Source organism: Sphingomonas aestuarii, assembly GCF_054457155.1.
This window is the reverse complement of record NZ_JBTKVV010000001.1, coordinates 534,755-550,051: the sequence shown is the minus strand read 5'-3', so window position 1 is coordinate 550,051 and position 15,297 is coordinate 534,755. Positions and strand designations below refer to the sequence as shown.

At 65.1% G+C, this 15,297-nt stretch carries 18 protein-coding genes; 16 read left to right on the top strand and 2 right to left on the bottom strand.

Translation table 11 applies throughout. From position 1 onward, the window contains the following. Positions 1 to 5: 5 nt before the first annotated feature. The 16 genes from trxA to ACX0GZ_RS02705 all read left to right on the top strand — a co-directional run bounded on the left by trxA (position 6) and on the right by ACX0GZ_RS02705 (position 13,320). A complete protein-coding gene (gene trxA, locus ACX0GZ_RS02780; RefSeq protein WP_458813107.1) occupies positions 6 to 326 on the top strand; it encodes a thioredoxin TrxA in 321 nt (106 codons plus the stop codon). Between the two features lie 193 nt (positions 327 to 519). Beyond that, complete coding sequence (leuC, locus tag ACX0GZ_RS02775; RefSeq protein WP_458813105.1) at positions 520 to 1,965, top strand: 3-isopropylmalate dehydratase large subunit; 1,446 nt, start codon at positions 520 to 522, stop codon at positions 1,963 to 1,965. Positions 1,966 to 2,115: 150 nt separating this feature from the next. Then, entirely contained in the window at positions 2,116 to 2,745 is a 630-nt protein-coding gene (gene leuD, locus ACX0GZ_RS02770; RefSeq protein ID WP_458813103.1) for a 3-isopropylmalate dehydratase small subunit, read from the top strand. Then, positions 2,708 to 3,709, top strand: a complete 1,002-nt coding sequence (locus tag ACX0GZ_RS02765; protein ID WP_458813101.1) for an NADPH:quinone oxidoreductase family protein — start codon at positions 2,708 to 2,710, stop codon at positions 3,707 to 3,709. Before leuD ends, ACX0GZ_RS02765 begins: the two co-directional genes overlap by 38 nt. A 230-nt stretch (positions 3,710 to 3,939) precedes the next feature. After that, positions 3,940 to 4,263, top strand: a complete 324-nt coding sequence (locus tag ACX0GZ_RS02760) for a DUF1476 domain-containing protein (protein ID WP_458813099.1) — start codon at positions 3,940 to 3,942, stop codon at positions 4,261 to 4,263. Between the two features lie 4 nt (positions 4,264 to 4,267). After that, entirely contained in the window at positions 4,268 to 4,510 is a 243-nt protein-coding gene (locus ACX0GZ_RS02755) for a BolA/IbaG family iron-sulfur metabolism protein (RefSeq protein WP_458813097.1), read from the top strand. Positions 4,511 to 4,515: 5 nt separating this feature from the next. Next, positions 4,516 to 4,839 carry a Grx4 family monothiol glutaredoxin gene (gene grxD, locus ACX0GZ_RS02750; RefSeq protein WP_458813095.1) on the top strand — a complete coding sequence of 108 codons (324 nt, stop codon included), beginning with the start codon at positions 4,516 to 4,518 and terminating at the stop codon, positions 4,837 to 4,839. Between the two features lie 52 nt (positions 4,840 to 4,891). Continuing rightward, positions 4,892 to 6,163, top strand: coding sequence for a glycosyltransferase (locus tag ACX0GZ_RS02745; protein WP_458813093.1), 1,272 nt, complete (start codon positions 4,892 to 4,894; stop codon positions 6,161 to 6,163). 274 nt (positions 6,164 to 6,437) lie between these two features. Beyond that, positions 6,438 to 6,806 carry a BlaI/MecI/CopY family transcriptional regulator gene (locus ACX0GZ_RS02740; protein ID WP_458813091.1) on the top strand — a complete coding sequence of 123 codons (369 nt, stop codon included), beginning with the start codon at positions 6,438 to 6,440 and terminating at the stop codon, positions 6,804 to 6,806. Continuing rightward, the gene (locus ACX0GZ_RS02735) at positions 6,803 to 8,389 is read left to right on the top strand and encodes a M56 family metallopeptidase (RefSeq protein WP_458813089.1); all 1,587 of its coding nucleotides are present in this window, start codon (positions 6,803 to 6,805) and stop codon (positions 8,387 to 8,389) included. Before ACX0GZ_RS02740 ends, ACX0GZ_RS02735 begins: the two co-directional genes overlap by 4 nt. Positions 8,390 to 8,662: 273 nt before the next feature. Further along, on the top strand, positions 8,663 to 9,517 hold the full coding sequence (locus ACX0GZ_RS02730; protein ID WP_458813087.1) for an MBL fold metallo-hydrolase: 855 nt from the start codon (positions 8,663 to 8,665) through the stop codon (positions 9,515 to 9,517). Beyond that, positions 9,502 to 10,221, top strand: coding sequence for a DUF4230 domain-containing protein (locus ACX0GZ_RS02725; protein ID WP_458813085.1), 720 nt, complete (start codon positions 9,502 to 9,504; stop codon positions 10,219 to 10,221). Before ACX0GZ_RS02730 ends, ACX0GZ_RS02725 begins: the two co-directional genes overlap by 16 nt. Positions 10,222 to 10,287: 66 nt before the next feature. Continuing rightward, a complete protein-coding gene (gene nadA / locus ACX0GZ_RS02720; protein WP_458813083.1) occupies positions 10,288 to 11,298 on the top strand; it encodes a quinolinate synthase NadA in 1,011 nt (336 codons plus the stop codon). 5 nt (positions 11,299 to 11,303) lie between these two features. Then, entirely contained in the window at positions 11,304 to 12,158 is an 855-nt protein-coding gene (gene nadC / locus ACX0GZ_RS02715) for a carboxylating nicotinate-nucleotide diphosphorylase (RefSeq protein WP_458813081.1), read from the top strand. Positions 12,159 to 12,196: 38 nt separating this feature from the next. After that, positions 12,197 to 12,622 carry a hypothetical protein gene (locus tag ACX0GZ_RS02710; protein WP_458813079.1) on the top strand — a complete coding sequence of 142 codons (426 nt, stop codon included), beginning with the start codon at positions 12,197 to 12,199 and terminating at the stop codon, positions 12,620 to 12,622. After that, positions 12,619 to 13,320, top strand: a complete 702-nt coding sequence (locus ACX0GZ_RS02705) for a ribonuclease T2 family protein (protein WP_458813077.1) — start codon at positions 12,619 to 12,621, stop codon at positions 13,318 to 13,320. The genes ACX0GZ_RS02710 and ACX0GZ_RS02705 overlap by 4 nt, the downstream gene beginning before the upstream one ends. On the opposite strand, the gene ACX0GZ_RS02700 is transcribed toward ACX0GZ_RS02705, so the two are convergent. Both ACX0GZ_RS02700 and ACX0GZ_RS02695 read right to left on the bottom strand, forming a co-directional pair. Continuing rightward, the gene (locus ACX0GZ_RS02700; RefSeq protein WP_458813075.1) at positions 13,321 to 13,752 is read right to left on the bottom strand and encodes a DUF4112 domain-containing protein; all 432 of its coding nucleotides are present in this window, start codon (positions 13,750 to 13,752) and stop codon (positions 13,321 to 13,323) included. 8 nt (positions 13,753 to 13,760) lie between these two features. Next, positions 13,761 to 15,227 (bottom strand): ABC transporter substrate-binding protein, encoded by a 1,467-nt coding sequence (locus ACX0GZ_RS02695; RefSeq protein ID WP_458813073.1) that lies wholly within the window; start codon positions 15,225 to 15,227, stop codon positions 13,761 to 13,763. Between the last annotated feature and the right edge of the window lie 70 nt (positions 15,228 to 15,297).

Here is a 15,297-nt window from a genome sequence, read left to right as displayed (position 1 = left end):
TCCCCATGCCGACCAAGGCGATCAGCGACACCAGCTTCGACACCGACGTCATCAATGCCGACAAGCCCGTGCTGGTCGATTTCTGGGCGGAATGGTGCGGGCCGTGCAAGATGATCGGCCCCAGCCTTGAGGAACTGTCCGAGGAACTGGGCGAACAGGTGACGATCACCAAGCTCAACATCGACGAAAATCCCGATGCGCCGGGCAAATACGGTGTTCGTGGTATCCCGACGATGATTCTGTTCAAGAACGGTCAGCCCGCCGCGACCAAGGTCGGTGCGGCGCCGAAAAGCCAGTTGAAGGCGTGGCTGGAAAGCGAGCTTTAAGCGCTGATGACCGTTACCCCGGACATGCTCCGGGTCCACCGAGCGGCTGACGCAACGTTCGATATGTGAGCGTATGCAGGCGGCTTAGCGGACCCCGGAACGTGCGGGATGATGGAAAAGATGTGAGTCAGCGCACGAAATTATCGCATAGCCCGCCATTGCATACGCGCAGTTTTCGGTTAAGGCGCACCGCATGGCCACACGCCCGCTCACGCTCTATGAAAAAATCTGGGCCGATCATGTCGTCGAACGGCGCGAGGACGGCACCTGCCTGATCTATATCGACCGGCATCTGGTGCACGAAGTCACGAGTCCTCAGGCATTTTCGGGGCTTCGAGCGAATGGGCGCCGCGTCCGCCGCCCCGACCTGACGCTGGCGGTCCCCGACCATAACCTGCCGACCACGCCGCGCGTCGGGGCGGATGGTGCGCGCCTGCCGATCGCCGATCCCGCGTCGGCCGAACAACTCGTCGCGCTTGAGCGCAACACCGCCGAATTTGGCATCGATTACATCGATGCGACCGCCGCCGAGCAGGGCATCGTCCATGTCGTCGGCCCCGAACAGGGTTTCACGCTGCCCGGCACCACGCTGGTGTGCGGCGACAGTCACACCTCCGCCCACGGCGCGCTCGGCGCGCTCGCCTTCGGCATCGGCACCAGCGAGGTCGAGCATGTGCTGGCGACGCAAACCTTGCTGCTGCGCCAGTCGAAGACGATGGAAATCCGCGTCGACGGGACATTGGGCTTCGGCGTGTCGGCCAAGGACGTGGTGCTCGCGATCATCGGCAAGATCGGCGCGGCGGGCGGAACCGGGCACGTCATCGAGTTTACGGGCGAGGTAATCCGTGCGCTGTCGATCGAGGGGCGGCTGACGATCAGCAACATGTCGATCGAGGGCGGGGCACGCGCTGGCCTCATCGCGCCGGACGAGACGACCTATGCCTATCTGAAGGACCGGCCGATGGCGCCGTCCGGCGACGCATGGGACCGCGCGCTCGCCTATTGGCGGACGCTGCCAACCGACGCGGCGGCGACTTATGACGCAGTCGTCAAACTCGACGCGACCGACATCGCGCCATCGCTGACCTGGGGCACCAGCCCCGAAGACGTTGTCCCGATCACGGGTATCGTCCCCGATCCCGACAGCTTCGCCGACCCGTCAAAGCGCGTCGCCGCGCGTAAATCGCTCGATTATATGGGGCTCGCGCCCGGCACGCGGATGCAGGACGTGGCGGTCGACAACATCTTCATCGGCAGTTGCACCAACAGCCGGATTGAGGATCTTCGCGCCGCCGCCGAAGTGGTGAAGGGCCGCCGCGTCGCGGACGGGGTCCATCAGGCGCTGATCGTCCCCGGCTCAGGCCTCGTCAAACGACAGGCCGAATCCGAAGGGCTCGACCGCATCTTTACCGAGGCCGGTTTCGAATGGCGCGAACCCGGCTGTTCGATGTGCCTGGCGATGAACCCGGATAAAGTGCCACCCGGCCAGAGATGTGCTTCCACTTCGAATCGGAATTTCGTAGGGAGGCAGGGTCCGGGTGCGCGAACGCACCTCATGTCGCCGGCAATGGCCGCGGCAGCAGCCGTCACGGGGCGGTTGACCGACGTTCGCGAACTGTTGGGGGGTCGAGTATCATGAAGCGCGTAATGTATCTGCTGATTGCCGGCACGCTGTTGACCGGCGCTGCCGCCATTTATTCCACAGGTTCGATGAAGGCCGAAGCCGCCGACGCGCCGGTTCGCGCCACCAACTAAACCCGCGCGGATTCGCGCCGGGGGGAGTGACAAGATGCAACCCGTCGTGACCGTATCGGGCCGCGCCTATCCGTGGGGCGCGAAGAATGTCGACACGGACATCATCATCCCCGCCCACTGGTTGAAGACGACCACGCGCGAGGGGCTGGCAAAGGGCGCGTTCGAGACGGTGCGCGCCGAAACCGGCAACCTGTTCGACGATCCGACCTATCAGGGTGCGCCCATCCTGATCGCGGGCGAGAATTTCGGCTGCGGATCGAGCCGTGAGCATGCCGCCTGGGCGTTGGCCGATATGGGCGTGGCGGCGGTGATCGCGCCCAGCTTCTCCGACATCTTCTCGGGCAATGCGTTCAAGAACGGCATCGTCCCCGTCGTGCTGCCGCAGGAGGCGGTGGACCGGCTGGTGGAGGTGGCGCGCGATCATCCGGTCACCGTCGATCTCGACACGATGACCGTCACGACGCCGCTTCAGGACCGGTTTTCCTTCGACCTCGATCCCTTTCGCCGCGACTGCCTGATGCAGGGATTGGACGAGATAGGGTTGACCTTGGCCAAGGATACCGCGATTTCGAAATTCGAGGACGGCACGTCGCGTGCGCGTCCATGGATATCGAGGGAGAGCGGACATGCGCGCATTGCTGTCGAAAGCGCCGGGCGGACCTGAAACTCTAGAACTGGCCGATGCGCCGGATCCGGTGGCGAGCAAGGGACAGGTGGTGGTCGCGGTAAAGGCCTGCGCGATCAACTATCCCGACGTCCTCATCATCCAGGACAAATACCAGTTCAAACCCGAACGGCCCTTTGCGCCCGGCGGCGAGGTGTCGGGCCTGATCGATAGCCTCGGCGAAGGCGTTGAGGGCTGGTCGGTCGGCGACCGGGTGATCGCGATGACCGGCTGGAACGGTCTTGCCGAAAAGGTCGCGGTCGATGCGGTCAAGCTGCAACGCCTGCCCGAAGGCCGCAGCTTCGCCGAAGGATCGGCGCTGTTGCTGACCTATGCGACCACGATCCATGCGTTACTCGACCGGGGCAAGTTGCAGGCCGGGCAGACCCTGCTGGTGCTGGGCGCGGCAGGCGGCGTCGGACTGGCCGCGATCGAACTCGGCAAGGCGTACGGCGCGCGCGTCGTCGCCGCCGTGTCGAGCGAGGAAAAGGCCGAAGCCGCCCGCGCGGCGGGCGCGGACGAGACGATCCTCTATGGTCGGGCGCCGTTCGACAAGGACGCGTCGAAGGCACTGGCGGAGCAGTTCAAGGCCGCCGTCGGCCCGAACGGCGCGGACGTGATCTACGATCCGGTCGGCGGCGACTATGCCGAACCCGCACTGCGATCGATCGCCTGGGAAGGCCGCTATCTGGTCGTTGGTTTTCCTGCGGGCATTCCCCGTCTGCCGCTCAACCTCACCTTGCTCAAGAGCTGCGACGTCTGCGGCGTGTTCTGGGGCGCCTTTGCCGCGCGCGATCCCAAGGCGAACGCGGCGCATAGCGAGACGCTGTTCCGCTTGTGGGAAGAAGGCAAGATCAATCCGCGCGTCACCGAAACCTATGCCTTTGCCGATGGCGGTCAGGCGATCGCCAAGATGGGCGATCGTGGTGCGATCGGGAAGCTGGTGGTGACGGTGGCGGCGTAGCCCAACCCTCTTCAGTGCTCTTGAGTGCTTCTGCGAAAGCAGGGGTCGTGGCCGCAGGCGAATCGCAAAATGGCCAACGCTCCTGCATTCGCAGGAGCACCGGTTGCTGATGAACCATCGAAGCTCAGCCTGAGCACGAATGGGTTGGCCATCTGGTCGGCAGCCCGTTGCCAGTGCGCCCCACCGCCCCTATCTCGGCAGTTCACAGCTTCCAGGGGACGGTGACTGAAATGACGACATTTGATGATCGCGAAAAGGCGTTCGAGGCAAAGTATGCCCGCGACGAGGAAGTGGCGTTTCGCGTCACCGCGCGCCGGAACCGGCTGGTCGGCCAATGGGCAGCGGCCAAGATGAATCTGACGCCGGAGGAGACCGACGCCTATGCCAAGGCGGTGGTCCAGGCCGATTTCGAGGAAGCCGGCGACGCGGACGTGGTGCGTAAGATCGTCGGCGACCTGACCGCGGCGGGCGTCGACACCGACGAGGCCGAAGTCGAGAAGGCGATTTCCGACCTGACCGTCGAAGCGCGTCGTCAAATCATCGAGGCGATCTGATCCGATGCCGATGGCTGCCGAAGAGATCGAAACGCTGATCCGCACCGGCATTCCCGATGCCGAGGTCGAGATCACCGACCTGGCGGGCGACGGCGACCATTATGCCGCGCGCGTGACGGCGGAGAGCTTTCGCGGGATGACCCGTGTTGCCCAGACCCGCGCGGTCTATGCCGCGCTTGGCGGGCGGATGGGCGGCGAGCTGCACGCGCTGCAACTGACCACTGCGGTTCCGGCCGCAAAGGAGTGACGACCATGACCGACGACGTTCAGGCCCGCATCGACGGCCTCGTCAAATCCAATGACATCGTGCTGTTCATGAAGGGCAGCCCGCTGTTTCCACAATGCGGATTTTCCAGCCGCGCGATCGCGATCCTCAACCATCTGGGCGCCGAATTCGAAAGCGTCGACGTGCTTCAGGATCAGGGCATCCGTCAGGGGATCAAGGCCTATTCGGACTGGCCGACCATTCCGCAGCTCTATGTGAACGGCGAGTTCATCGGCGGTTCGGACATCATGATGGAAATGTACGAAAGCGGCGAGTTGGCCGAATTGCTGGGTGGCGAGAAGGCCGACTGAGTGCAGACACCAAATTGGGACTACCCCCAGGATCGCGAAACGGCAGCAGGATATGCTTAGGCATGCCGACGATCCCGTCGCGCCCGGCGGGAAACCCATGCTGATCTGCGACCTGACGCAGAGCTATACGCCGCATGGCGGCGGCGGGATCAGCACCTATCTGCGCGAAAAGCGCGATTATGTGCTGGCGCATACGCCGCACCACCTGCTCCAGATCGTGCCCGGTCCCGAAGACCGGGTGACGGTCAACGGGCGGCATATCTTTGCCGAGATCGGCGCGAAGCCGGTGCGCGGTAGCCCGAACTATCGTTTCATACTGCGCACGGGGGCGGTGCGCGCGTTGCTCGCCGAATATCGGCCCGATGTGATCGAATCGCTATGTCCCTGGGTGCTGCCCTGGACCGCGATCCATCATCGCCGCGCGCATCCCCGGACGGCGCTGGTCGCCGGATACCGCACCGATTTCCCCAACGCGCATGTCTATCGCGTCGGCCGCGACAAGTTCGGCGAGAGGGCAGGGCGTGCGCTGCGCTGGCTGATCTATGGCTATGCGGAGATCACGTATCGCGAGTTCGACTGGGTCTATACCCTCGGCCAGGATGCGCGCGAGCGGCTGGCGGAGCGCGGGATCACGCGGACCGACATCCTGCCTTTGGGGGTCGATACCGCGATGTTCTCTCCCGACAAGCGCGATCCCGGTTATCGGTCCGAACTGGGTTTGGCGGGCGATGGTCCGCTGCTGGTCTATGCCGGCCGGATCGACAATGAAAAGCGCGCCGACCGGCTGATCGAGATGTTCCGCCAATTGCCCGCCGAACTGAACGCGGCGATGGTGATGATCGGCGACGGCAAGTTGCGCGAGCCGCTGATGGCGCGTGCTGCTGGCCTGAACATCGCCTTTCCGGGGTTCGAGAAGGACCGTGCGGGACTGGCACGGTCGCTCGCTTCCTCGGACATTTATGTCTCGGCAATGGCGGACGAGACATTCGGGATTTCGGTGCTCGAAGCGCAGGCGTGCGGGTTGCCGGTGGTCGGTGTCGAAGGCGGGGCGATGCCCGATCGGGTGCCGCCCGCATTGGGGCGGCTGGGCCCGATCGACGATATTGCGGCGATGGCGCGCAATGTCACGGCGATCTGGCACGACGGAGCCGCCGCGATCGGCGCGCGCGCGCGGGCAATGGTCGCGGAGCATTATGGTTGGGACCGGACGTTCCGCCGCCTCTTCGACGAAATCTATCCAAAGGCATCGGCGCACGCCGCCGCGCGCAATGCGAGCGATTCGGACGCCGGGAAGCGTCGCGATATGACAATGGTGACCGGGTAGGCGGGCCGACGCGAGAGCCGGTGAAGAGCATCGGCCCGCCTGGAAGCATCGAGAAGTTCGAGCTGTCCGACGATAAGCAGGGCACGTGCCAGTTCTGGGAACCCCAGGCAATTCCGTCGATTTTTTGGTTAATGGCACCGAACAGCCAGTATCGAGTGTAAGCGCCGCCGACACCCGGAGAAGTCGTTACGGCTGATGATCGTTCAGCCAGTGTTCAGCCGCTTGACTACAGACGTAATCAGGTTGATTACATGCGTAGTCTTGAGAGGGTGACATGAGCGAACGGATCAGCGACGCCGAACATGCGGTGATGGAGGTGCTCTGGGACGAGTCGCCCTTGTCCGCCCAGGATGTATCGGAACGCGCCGCGCCCGACCGCGGATGGAGCGCCAACACCGTCAAGACGCTGCTTGGCCGCCTGCTCGCCAAGAACATCATCGCGCATGAAGAGGACGGGCGGCGTTACCTGTACCGTCCGCTCGTCCAGCGCGACGATTATGTCGAGGGCGAATCGCGACGGCTGATGGACCGGTTGTTCGGGGGCAAATTGTCGCCGCTGGTTGCGCATCTGGCAGAGCGCGATGCGCTGAGTGCGCAGGAAATCGAAGAGATCGAAGCGCTTCTGCAGGCGTTGAAGCAATGATCGCCTGGGCCATCGAAACGCTGGTCGCGACCACCTTGCTCATGCTGCTGGTGCTCGCCATCCGAACCCCCATCCGCCGCGCGTTCGGGCCGAACGTCGCCTATGCGCTGTGGCTGCTACCGGTGCTGCGCATGATGATGCCGCCGCTGCCCGCGACGGTGCGCGATCACGGCATTGCGCCGCTGTCGGACGCCAGCCAGCAGATGCTTTATTATGTCGTCGAACCGTTGGCCGAGACGCCGGCCGTCTATGTCACCGGCGAGGGCGTGCCCTGGGCGCTGATCCTGCTGACCAGCTGGGCGATCGGGGCGGGTGGGTTCATCGCCTATCACCTGATTTCCCATCGGCGGTTTTGCGCCAACATTCGCCGACAGGCACGCGCCACCGACTGGATGGCCGATGGCCGGGTCGAGGTGATCGAAAGCGACGTCGCCCACGGGCCGCTGGCGTTCGGCATCATTCGCAAGACCGTCGCCTTTCCGCGCGATTTCGCCGAGCGTTACGACGACACCGAACGCGATCTGGCACTCGCGCACGAACTGGGTCACCACGCCCGCGGCGACCTGATCGCCAACTGGGTCGCGCTGGTGATGCTGGCGTTCCACTGGTTCAATCCCATTGCCTGGAAGGCGTTTCGCGCCTTCCGCGCCGACCAGGAAATGGCGTGCGACGCGCTGGTCCTGTCGGGCCGGGAGCCCTCGCTTCGTCACGCCTACGGGCTCGCCATCGTCAAATCCGCGCATGGCGGAGCGGTGTCGGCGGCGTGCCATCTGCACACGATCAACGATTTGAAGGGGAGGCTGAAGATGTTGCTCGACAATCAGAAACGCTCGCGGAGCCGGGTATGGGGCGGAACCGCCGCCAGCGCCGCGATCGGCCTGATCGCGCTGGGCCTAACCGCATCGGGAACACATGCCGCAGAGACGGTGCGCGCCACGGTGGAGGATCGGATCGGCGTCAAGCTGGAGGATGTGAAGCTGCCGTCGCTGGCACCGACCGTCGAGCAGGAGGCACCTGCCGCACCCGCGCCGGTCGAGGTACCTGAGTCTCGCGAACCAGGGGAAGCCGCAGCGCCGAGCGAGCCGAGAGTTCTCATCGAAAAGGACGGCACGCGCATCTATCGCGCGGAGCGGGACGGACGAAAAATCGTCATTCATAGCAGGGATAGCATGGACCCTGCCGAATTCGAACGCATGCTGGAGCGGGCCGAACGATCGCGCATCGACGGTCAAAAGCTTGCCGCCGACCTTCAGAAGCAGATGCACTTCGTCGAGGGTAATTGCGGTCCCGGCGAAGGCACCATCCACCTCGGCAAGCCCGAAGCCGACAATGGCAGGCGGGTCACCATCATCTGCAAGGACCGGATCGAGAAACTGGCCGCCGAAGCGTCCGAACGCGGCGCGCGGGCCCAGGTGCTCGCCATGTCATCGGCACGGATGGGCACCGACATGGCGCGGATGAGCCTGCGCCACGCCCGCAAGGCGATCGAGATCGACCGCAACCTGTCCGCCGAACAGCGCGCGCAGGCATTGGCCGGGGTCGATCAGGCGATGGCCGAACTGGACTCGCAAAAGGACGACTGAGCCCCTGGGGAGGGGAAGGGCGTCGGTATTCGTGTTTGCCCCTTTGCACGAATGACGCCCTTCGAAACGGGGCCGGTTCTTCCTTCGTGGGACCGGCCCCGTTTTTTTTGCGGATCAGTTTCTCATATTCCATTCCCGTTCGTTTCGAGCGAAGTCGAGAAACGCGTCCCAAGCGCGAGGCTCACGTTTCTCGACTCCGCTCGAAACGAACGGTGGGGGAAATGGGAATCCCCAACCCTTGCCTAGCACCCCCGCACCCGCCATCTGAATCCCATGACCGACGCACCCTCCGACACGATCGAGCAGATCGAACCGCTAGTCGCGCGGGTGCTGGCGGGAAATCCGTCCCCCTATACCTACACCGGAACCCAGACCTATCTGGTGGGCACGAGCGATGTCGCTGTGATTGATCCGGGGCCGGACCTGCCCGAACATCTGGACGCCCTGCTGGCCGCCGTCGCAGGCCGTCCGGTCCGCGCCATTCTGTGCACCCATACCCACCGCGACCATAGTCCGCTGGCCGGACCGCTGGCGAAGGCGACGGGCGCGCCGATCATCGGCTGCGCGGCACTGGCGCTGGAGGATGCGGGGCCGCGCGCGGATGCTGCGTTCGACCGCGGCTATGCGCCCGACCGCGTGCTGGCGGATGGCGAATGGATCGCAGGCGAAGGCTGGACGATCGAAGCGGTGGCGACGCCGGGGCACACGTCCAATCACCTGTGTTTCGCGCTGATCGAAAACGGTGCGCTGTTCACCGGCGATCACGTCATGGGATGGTCGACCAGCGTCATTTCTCCGCCCGATGGCGACATGACCGATTACATGGCGAGCCTGGCGAAATTGCAGGCGCGCGAGGATCGCATCTATTACCCCGCCCACGGCCCCGCGGTCGATCGTCCGCAGCGGCTGGTCCGGGGCATGCTGGGGCACCGCAAGCAGCGCGAGGGTCAGATCCTGCGGCTGCTGGCGCGCGACGTTCATGCGACGCCCGCGATGGTGGACGAAATGTATGTCGGGCTCGACCCGCGATTGCACGGCGCGGCGGAACGGTCGGTGCTGGCGCATCTGATTGATCTGGAACGCCGCGGGCTGGCGCGGGTTGATGGGGACAGATGGTTCAAGGTCTGACCTCCCAACCTCGCTGGCTGGTTCCCGCGCTAACCGGATTGCTCGCGGTGGCGGTCGCCGTCGCAGGCTATTTCGCGTGGGACCATTATCGCGAGCGCTATACCGTCACCGAGACCGAGACGGGCGATACCGTGACCCAGATCATCGCCGCGCGACTGTCGGCGACCAGTTCGCTCCGCGTCGCGCAGTTGAACGGCACGGTGCAATCGACCGCGGAGGACGTGCGCGGCTTCGGGATGCTCAAGACCGATCAGGTGGTGAAAATGCCGTTTGCGGTCGATTATTTCGTCGATGCCTCGCGGATCGGTCCCGACGACATCCGCTGGGTGCCCGAAGCACGTACGCTGATCGTCGACGCGCCCGACGTTTCGGTCGGCACCCCCAACGTCATGGAAGACCAGCGCAGCCTGGTCCGAACCCAGGGGCTGTACGTGACGCGCGAAGCCGGCGAGGCGTTGGCGCGGCAGGTGTCGCAGCGCGCCAATGCGCGCGCACGGGCTGAGGCGCAGTCGCCCGAGCGGATGGCTCAGGCGCGCGAGAATGGGCGGCGGGCGCTTGCCGAACTGCTCGGCGCGCCGCTCGAATCGCTGGGTTACGGCGATGCCCAGGTGGTCGTCAGCTTTCCCTATGACCGGCCGAACCGCTTGCGCGAGCAATGGGACGTCACCAAATCGGTGGATGAGGTTCTGACGAACCGGCAATGACCCGGCTTGTGCCGACGGGCGCTTTGCGGCAACCGGCGCAGCATCAATGATTTAGGGGCAGTTTCGATGGACGCACGTAACGGTATCGGGGGATCGCTGACCGGCGTCGATCTGCTCGCCGAAATCGACCGGCTGCGCAAGGAGCGCAACGCGGTCATCCTGGCGCATTATTACCAGAAGCCCGAAATTCAGGACCTGGCCGATTTCGTCGGCGACAGCCTGGACCTGTCGCGCAAGGCGGCGGAGACCGATGCCGATGTCATCGCCTTCTGCGGCGTTCGCTTCATGGCCGAGACCGCCAAGATCCTGTCGCCCGACAAGACCGTGATCCTGCCCGACATGGATGCCGGATGCAGCCTGGAGGACAGCTGCCCGCCCGACCAGTTCGCGAAATTCCGTGCCGATCATCCCGATCACATCGCGCTGACCTACATCAACTGTTCCGCCGAGGTGAAAGGGCTGAGCGATATCATCGTGACGTCTTCGTCGGCGGAAAAGATCCTGTCGCAGATCCCGGCCAGCCAGAAGATCATCTTCGGTCCCGACAAGCATCTGGGCGGGTATCTCTCGCGCAAGACCGGGCGCGACATGCTGCTGTGGCCCGGCGTGTGCATCGTCCACGAGGCGTTCAGCGAAACCGAGCTGCTCAAGCTCAAGGCGCAGCATCCCGACGCACCGGTGCTCGCGCATCCCGAATGCCCGCCGCATGTGCTGGACCATGCCGATTATGTCGGTTCGACCAGCGGCATCCTGGAATATGCCAAGACGACGCGTGCCGAGACGGTGATCGTCGCGACCGAACCGCACATCATTCACCAGATGGAAAAGGCGGTGCCCGAAAAGACCTTCATCGGCGCGCCGGGTGCGGACGGCAACTGCAACTGCAACATCTGCCCCTATATGGCGCTCAACACCGTCGAGAAACTCTACATCGCACTGCGCGATCTGGAACCGCGGATCGAGATCGAAGAGGGCTTGCGCGTCCGCGCGAAAAAATCGCTCGACCGGATGCTGGCGATGGCGAGCGGTACGGTCGGCATGGGCGACCTTGGCCCCGCGCCCGTCACGGGCGATTGATCGCAATGGCGCTGCCAGAGGGGTTCGACCTCGACGCTTTCGTTTCCGCGACGCTTGCCGAGGATATGGGCCCGAAGGTTCGGGGCGGCGGGGACATCACTTCCGAAGCCGTGATACCCGCCGATGCGCGGTTCGCGGGGGTGATGGACAGCCGCGACGCGATTACCGTCGCGGGACTTGAGATTGCCGAGGCTTTTTTCCGGCATCTTGACCCCGATGTGGTGATCGAGCGGCTGGTGGCGGATGGCGAAAGCGCAGCGCCGGGAAGCGACCTGATGCGGCTGACCGGCAATGCCCGCGCGATGCTGACGGCGGAGCGGTCCGCGCTCAACACCGTGCAGCATCTGTCGGGCATCGCGACGCTGACGCGAAGCTATGTCGATGCGATCGACGGGACCGGTGCGACGTTGCTCGATACGCGCAAGACGATTCCTGGACTGCGCTTGCTGGAGAAATATGCGACCCGGATGGGCGGCGCGACCAATCACCGTATGGGCCTGTGGGACGCCGCGATGATCAAGGACAATCATGTCGCGGTCGCCGGTTCGGTCGGCGAAGCGGTGCGGCGGGCAGTGGCAGCGGGGATTGCGCGGATCATCGTCGAGGTGGACCGGATCGACCAGATCGAGCCTGCGCTGGCGGCGGGCGCGACTCACCTGTTGCTCGACAATATGGGCGTAGAGACCTTGCGCGAGGCGGTTGCGCTGGTCGGCGGGCGCGTTCCCACCGAAGCGTCCGGCGGCGTTCGGCTCGACACGATCCGCGCAATTGCGGAAAGCGGTGTCGATTTCATCAGCGTCGGGCGGTTGACCCAGTCGGCACCGGCGGTCGATATCGGGCTCGACTTCCGCAGCATCTGACGGCACATCTGCGCCCCGTGAAATCCGAAGGGGGAAGCATGCGTCCGAAGTCGATCCAGCTGTTCGAACGGCTCTATCTCGCGTCGATCGCGCTGACGCTGATCGCGACGGCGCTCGGTTGGGATGCGCTTGTGCGCAACGCGACGATTCCGGGTGCGGAGGGCGGGGCCGCCGCCGTCGCGGGTGTCGCCATCGGCGTCGTCGTGCTGGTCCAGCTGATCCTGTGGTATTTCGTCGCCAAGCGGGGAAGCAGCGTCGCGAAATGGGCGGCCGTCCTGTTCTTCCTGCTCAACCTGTGGGGGATCGGCGCGACGGTGCAACTGGCGATGAACGGTTCGCTGCCGTCGGTGCTGACGATCGCCGCGCGCATCGTCGAACTCGCCGCGATCGCGATGCTGTTCCGCGCCGACGCGAAGCCTTGGTTCGCCTATGACGACGAGGAGGACGAGTTACCCGGCGCATGATCCGGATGGGGCTGGCGATCGGGCTGGTCGCACTGCCCGCACCCGCCGTCGCGCAGGCCTATCTCTGCGCCTTGCCAACCGAACTCCCGCGCCCGCGCCCCGATGGTCCGACCCAGAGCCAGCCCAAGCGTGATATTCCCATTGGCAGCTATACGCTGGCGATCAGTTGGCAGCCGCAACGATGCCGCAATGCCGGGCGCGACGACCGCCTCGCGTGCAACAGCGGCAATCGCTTCGGATTTACGCTGCACGGGTTGTGGCCTGACGGAAAGGGGCGCGATTGGCCGCAATATTGCCGCCCCGCCGCATTGCTTTCGGAACCCGTGATTCGCGCCAATCTGTGCATGACGCCGTCGGTGCAACTGCTCCAGCATGAATATGCCAAGCATGGGACGTGCATGGGGATTTCCCCCGCGCGCTATTTTGCCGACGCGTCGCGGCTCTATGCGTCGGTACGTTATCCGGACATGGACGCGCTGTCGCGGCGGCGTGGGCTGACCGTGGGGCAGTTCGCGGCGGCCTTTGCGCGCGCCAATCGCGGCATGACGCCCCAGATGGTCAAGGTCGCGACGACGAAGGGCGGCTGGCTGGAAGAGGTGCGCGTGTGCGTGGACACACGCTATCGCTATCGCATCTGTCCACTCCGTCAGGGGGTCGCTAACAGCGCGCCCCTCAAAATCTGGCGAGGGTCGCGCTGATTACCCGTCGATCGTCACCGTCGCCGGGTGATGCTTGTCGAGATGCTTCTTGATGATCCGCAGATTGCGGGTGTTCGACCGGAAGAAAAAGTCCGGGATCGCGCCGATCAGCGGGATCGCGCCCAACGCCCAGTCGATCGCGACATTGCCCGCCATCCGCGACATCGCGAGCTTGCTCATGCCCAGATTGCGCGCCTCCCAGATCATGTAGCTCGACAGTCCCGCACCGATGAACGAGCCGAGCACCGGAACGGCGTTCAGGATCACATCGAGACCGAAAGGCTGATTGGTGCCGGGGACGACGAAACTGCGTTCGAGCAGCCGTTCGAGCGCGACGACGCGCTTGCGGATCGATGCGGCATCGCTGCCGATCGGAAGAGTCTTGGCATAGGCGCCGATACCGCCTGAATTCATCGGGGTTGGTTTGACCATGATGCGCCTTAATTGGGGTCGCCGCGAAGGTGGTTCAATGGATGGATGGCACGCACGTTCGGCTGGAACCGCTGGAGGCGTTGCGCGGCGAGCGACCAGCGCAAGGGCCGCGCGATCGGAATGAACGGGGTGTCGGCCGCAACCGCAATGTCGGCGGCGGCAATCGCGGCGCGCCGATCGGCCAGCGTCGCGGCGGTGCGCGCGGCATCCACCGCCTCCTGCGCCTCGGGCGAACAGGGATTGCACGCCATCGCCAGATACCATCGACCGCTGTCATAGGGCGCGACCCGGTCGACCAGCCGCAAATCGGCATCGGCATCGAGCGGCACGCGGCTGACGGGCAGGCCGATGCTGGCGAAGCTGTTGGCGAGGAACGCCCACAGCACGTCCGACCCCGGACCGTCGGGGAGCGCGACACGAAGCGCTGCGGGGTTGTCGCTCTGTGCACGCCAGATCGACACCCGCGCCCGCGCCGCCAGTCGCCGCGTGGCAAGGTCCAGTATCGCCCATTCGGGGACTGCGGGTGCCGCCGCCGAATCGAGCTGATCGGGCAGCAACGTCTCCGCCGCCGCCCAGTCGGCGCGCAGCGCAGAGGTGAATCGCGTGCGCTCGAAAATTCCGGCGATCGCCGCGCGATTCACCGGTTCGGCCAGAAAGCCGTCGCGACTGACGATCGCCAGCCCGAACAACCCGGATGCCGGATCGATGCGGATCGCGGGCGGCGGAATATCGGCGGCGCGGACGATCAGCCAGTCGTCGAACCCTCCGCCCGTCACCAGATCGCTTTGCCGTTTGACGAAGCGCGCGATCGCCAGCGACGCCCGCTCGCCGCGCAACCGGACATGTTCGGCGGGCGTGGGCGGATTGGCGCTTTCGTCGGCAATCGCCTGCGGATCGCGGTCGGGCCGCAGCAGCACGCTCGACCCTTCATCCTCGATGATACGGAACGGCCCCGACCCCGCCAGCCCGCGCGCCTGAAAGATGGCGAGTTCGGGCTGGGCAAGGACCGACAACAGGTCGGGGCGCGGTGCCGACAGCCGGATTTCGATGACTTGCGGCGTCATCACCACGATCTGGTCGATCGCGGTCAGATAGGGGGCAAGGGCATTGCGGCTGCCACCGGCGGTCACGCGCTTCAACGCGGTGACGACATCCTGCGCGCTGACCTGCGTCCCGTCCGGCCAGCGCACATCGCCGATGCGAAAGATATAGCTGCGCCCGTCATCGATCACGATCCAGCGTTCGGCAATGCCCGGCTCGATTCCGCCCGCCGCATCGAACCGCACCAGCCCTTGCGCGGTCGCGCCCAGCAACGCGCGTTCGGCGGGTTCCAGCCAGCGCGCATTGGGGTTGGCGAGCGACGCTTCGCCGCCGATCAAGCTCGCCACCACCGGCACGTCGTCGGGTCGGCGCTCGCACCCGGTGGTTAACAGGGATGCGGCGAGCAGCGTGGAAAGGGCCGGGATGCGGATCACGGCAGCAAGCTCTATGGCCCGCCCGGCGCGCTGCCAACCCCGCGCTTGATCGGCCCCAATGCAACCGCTC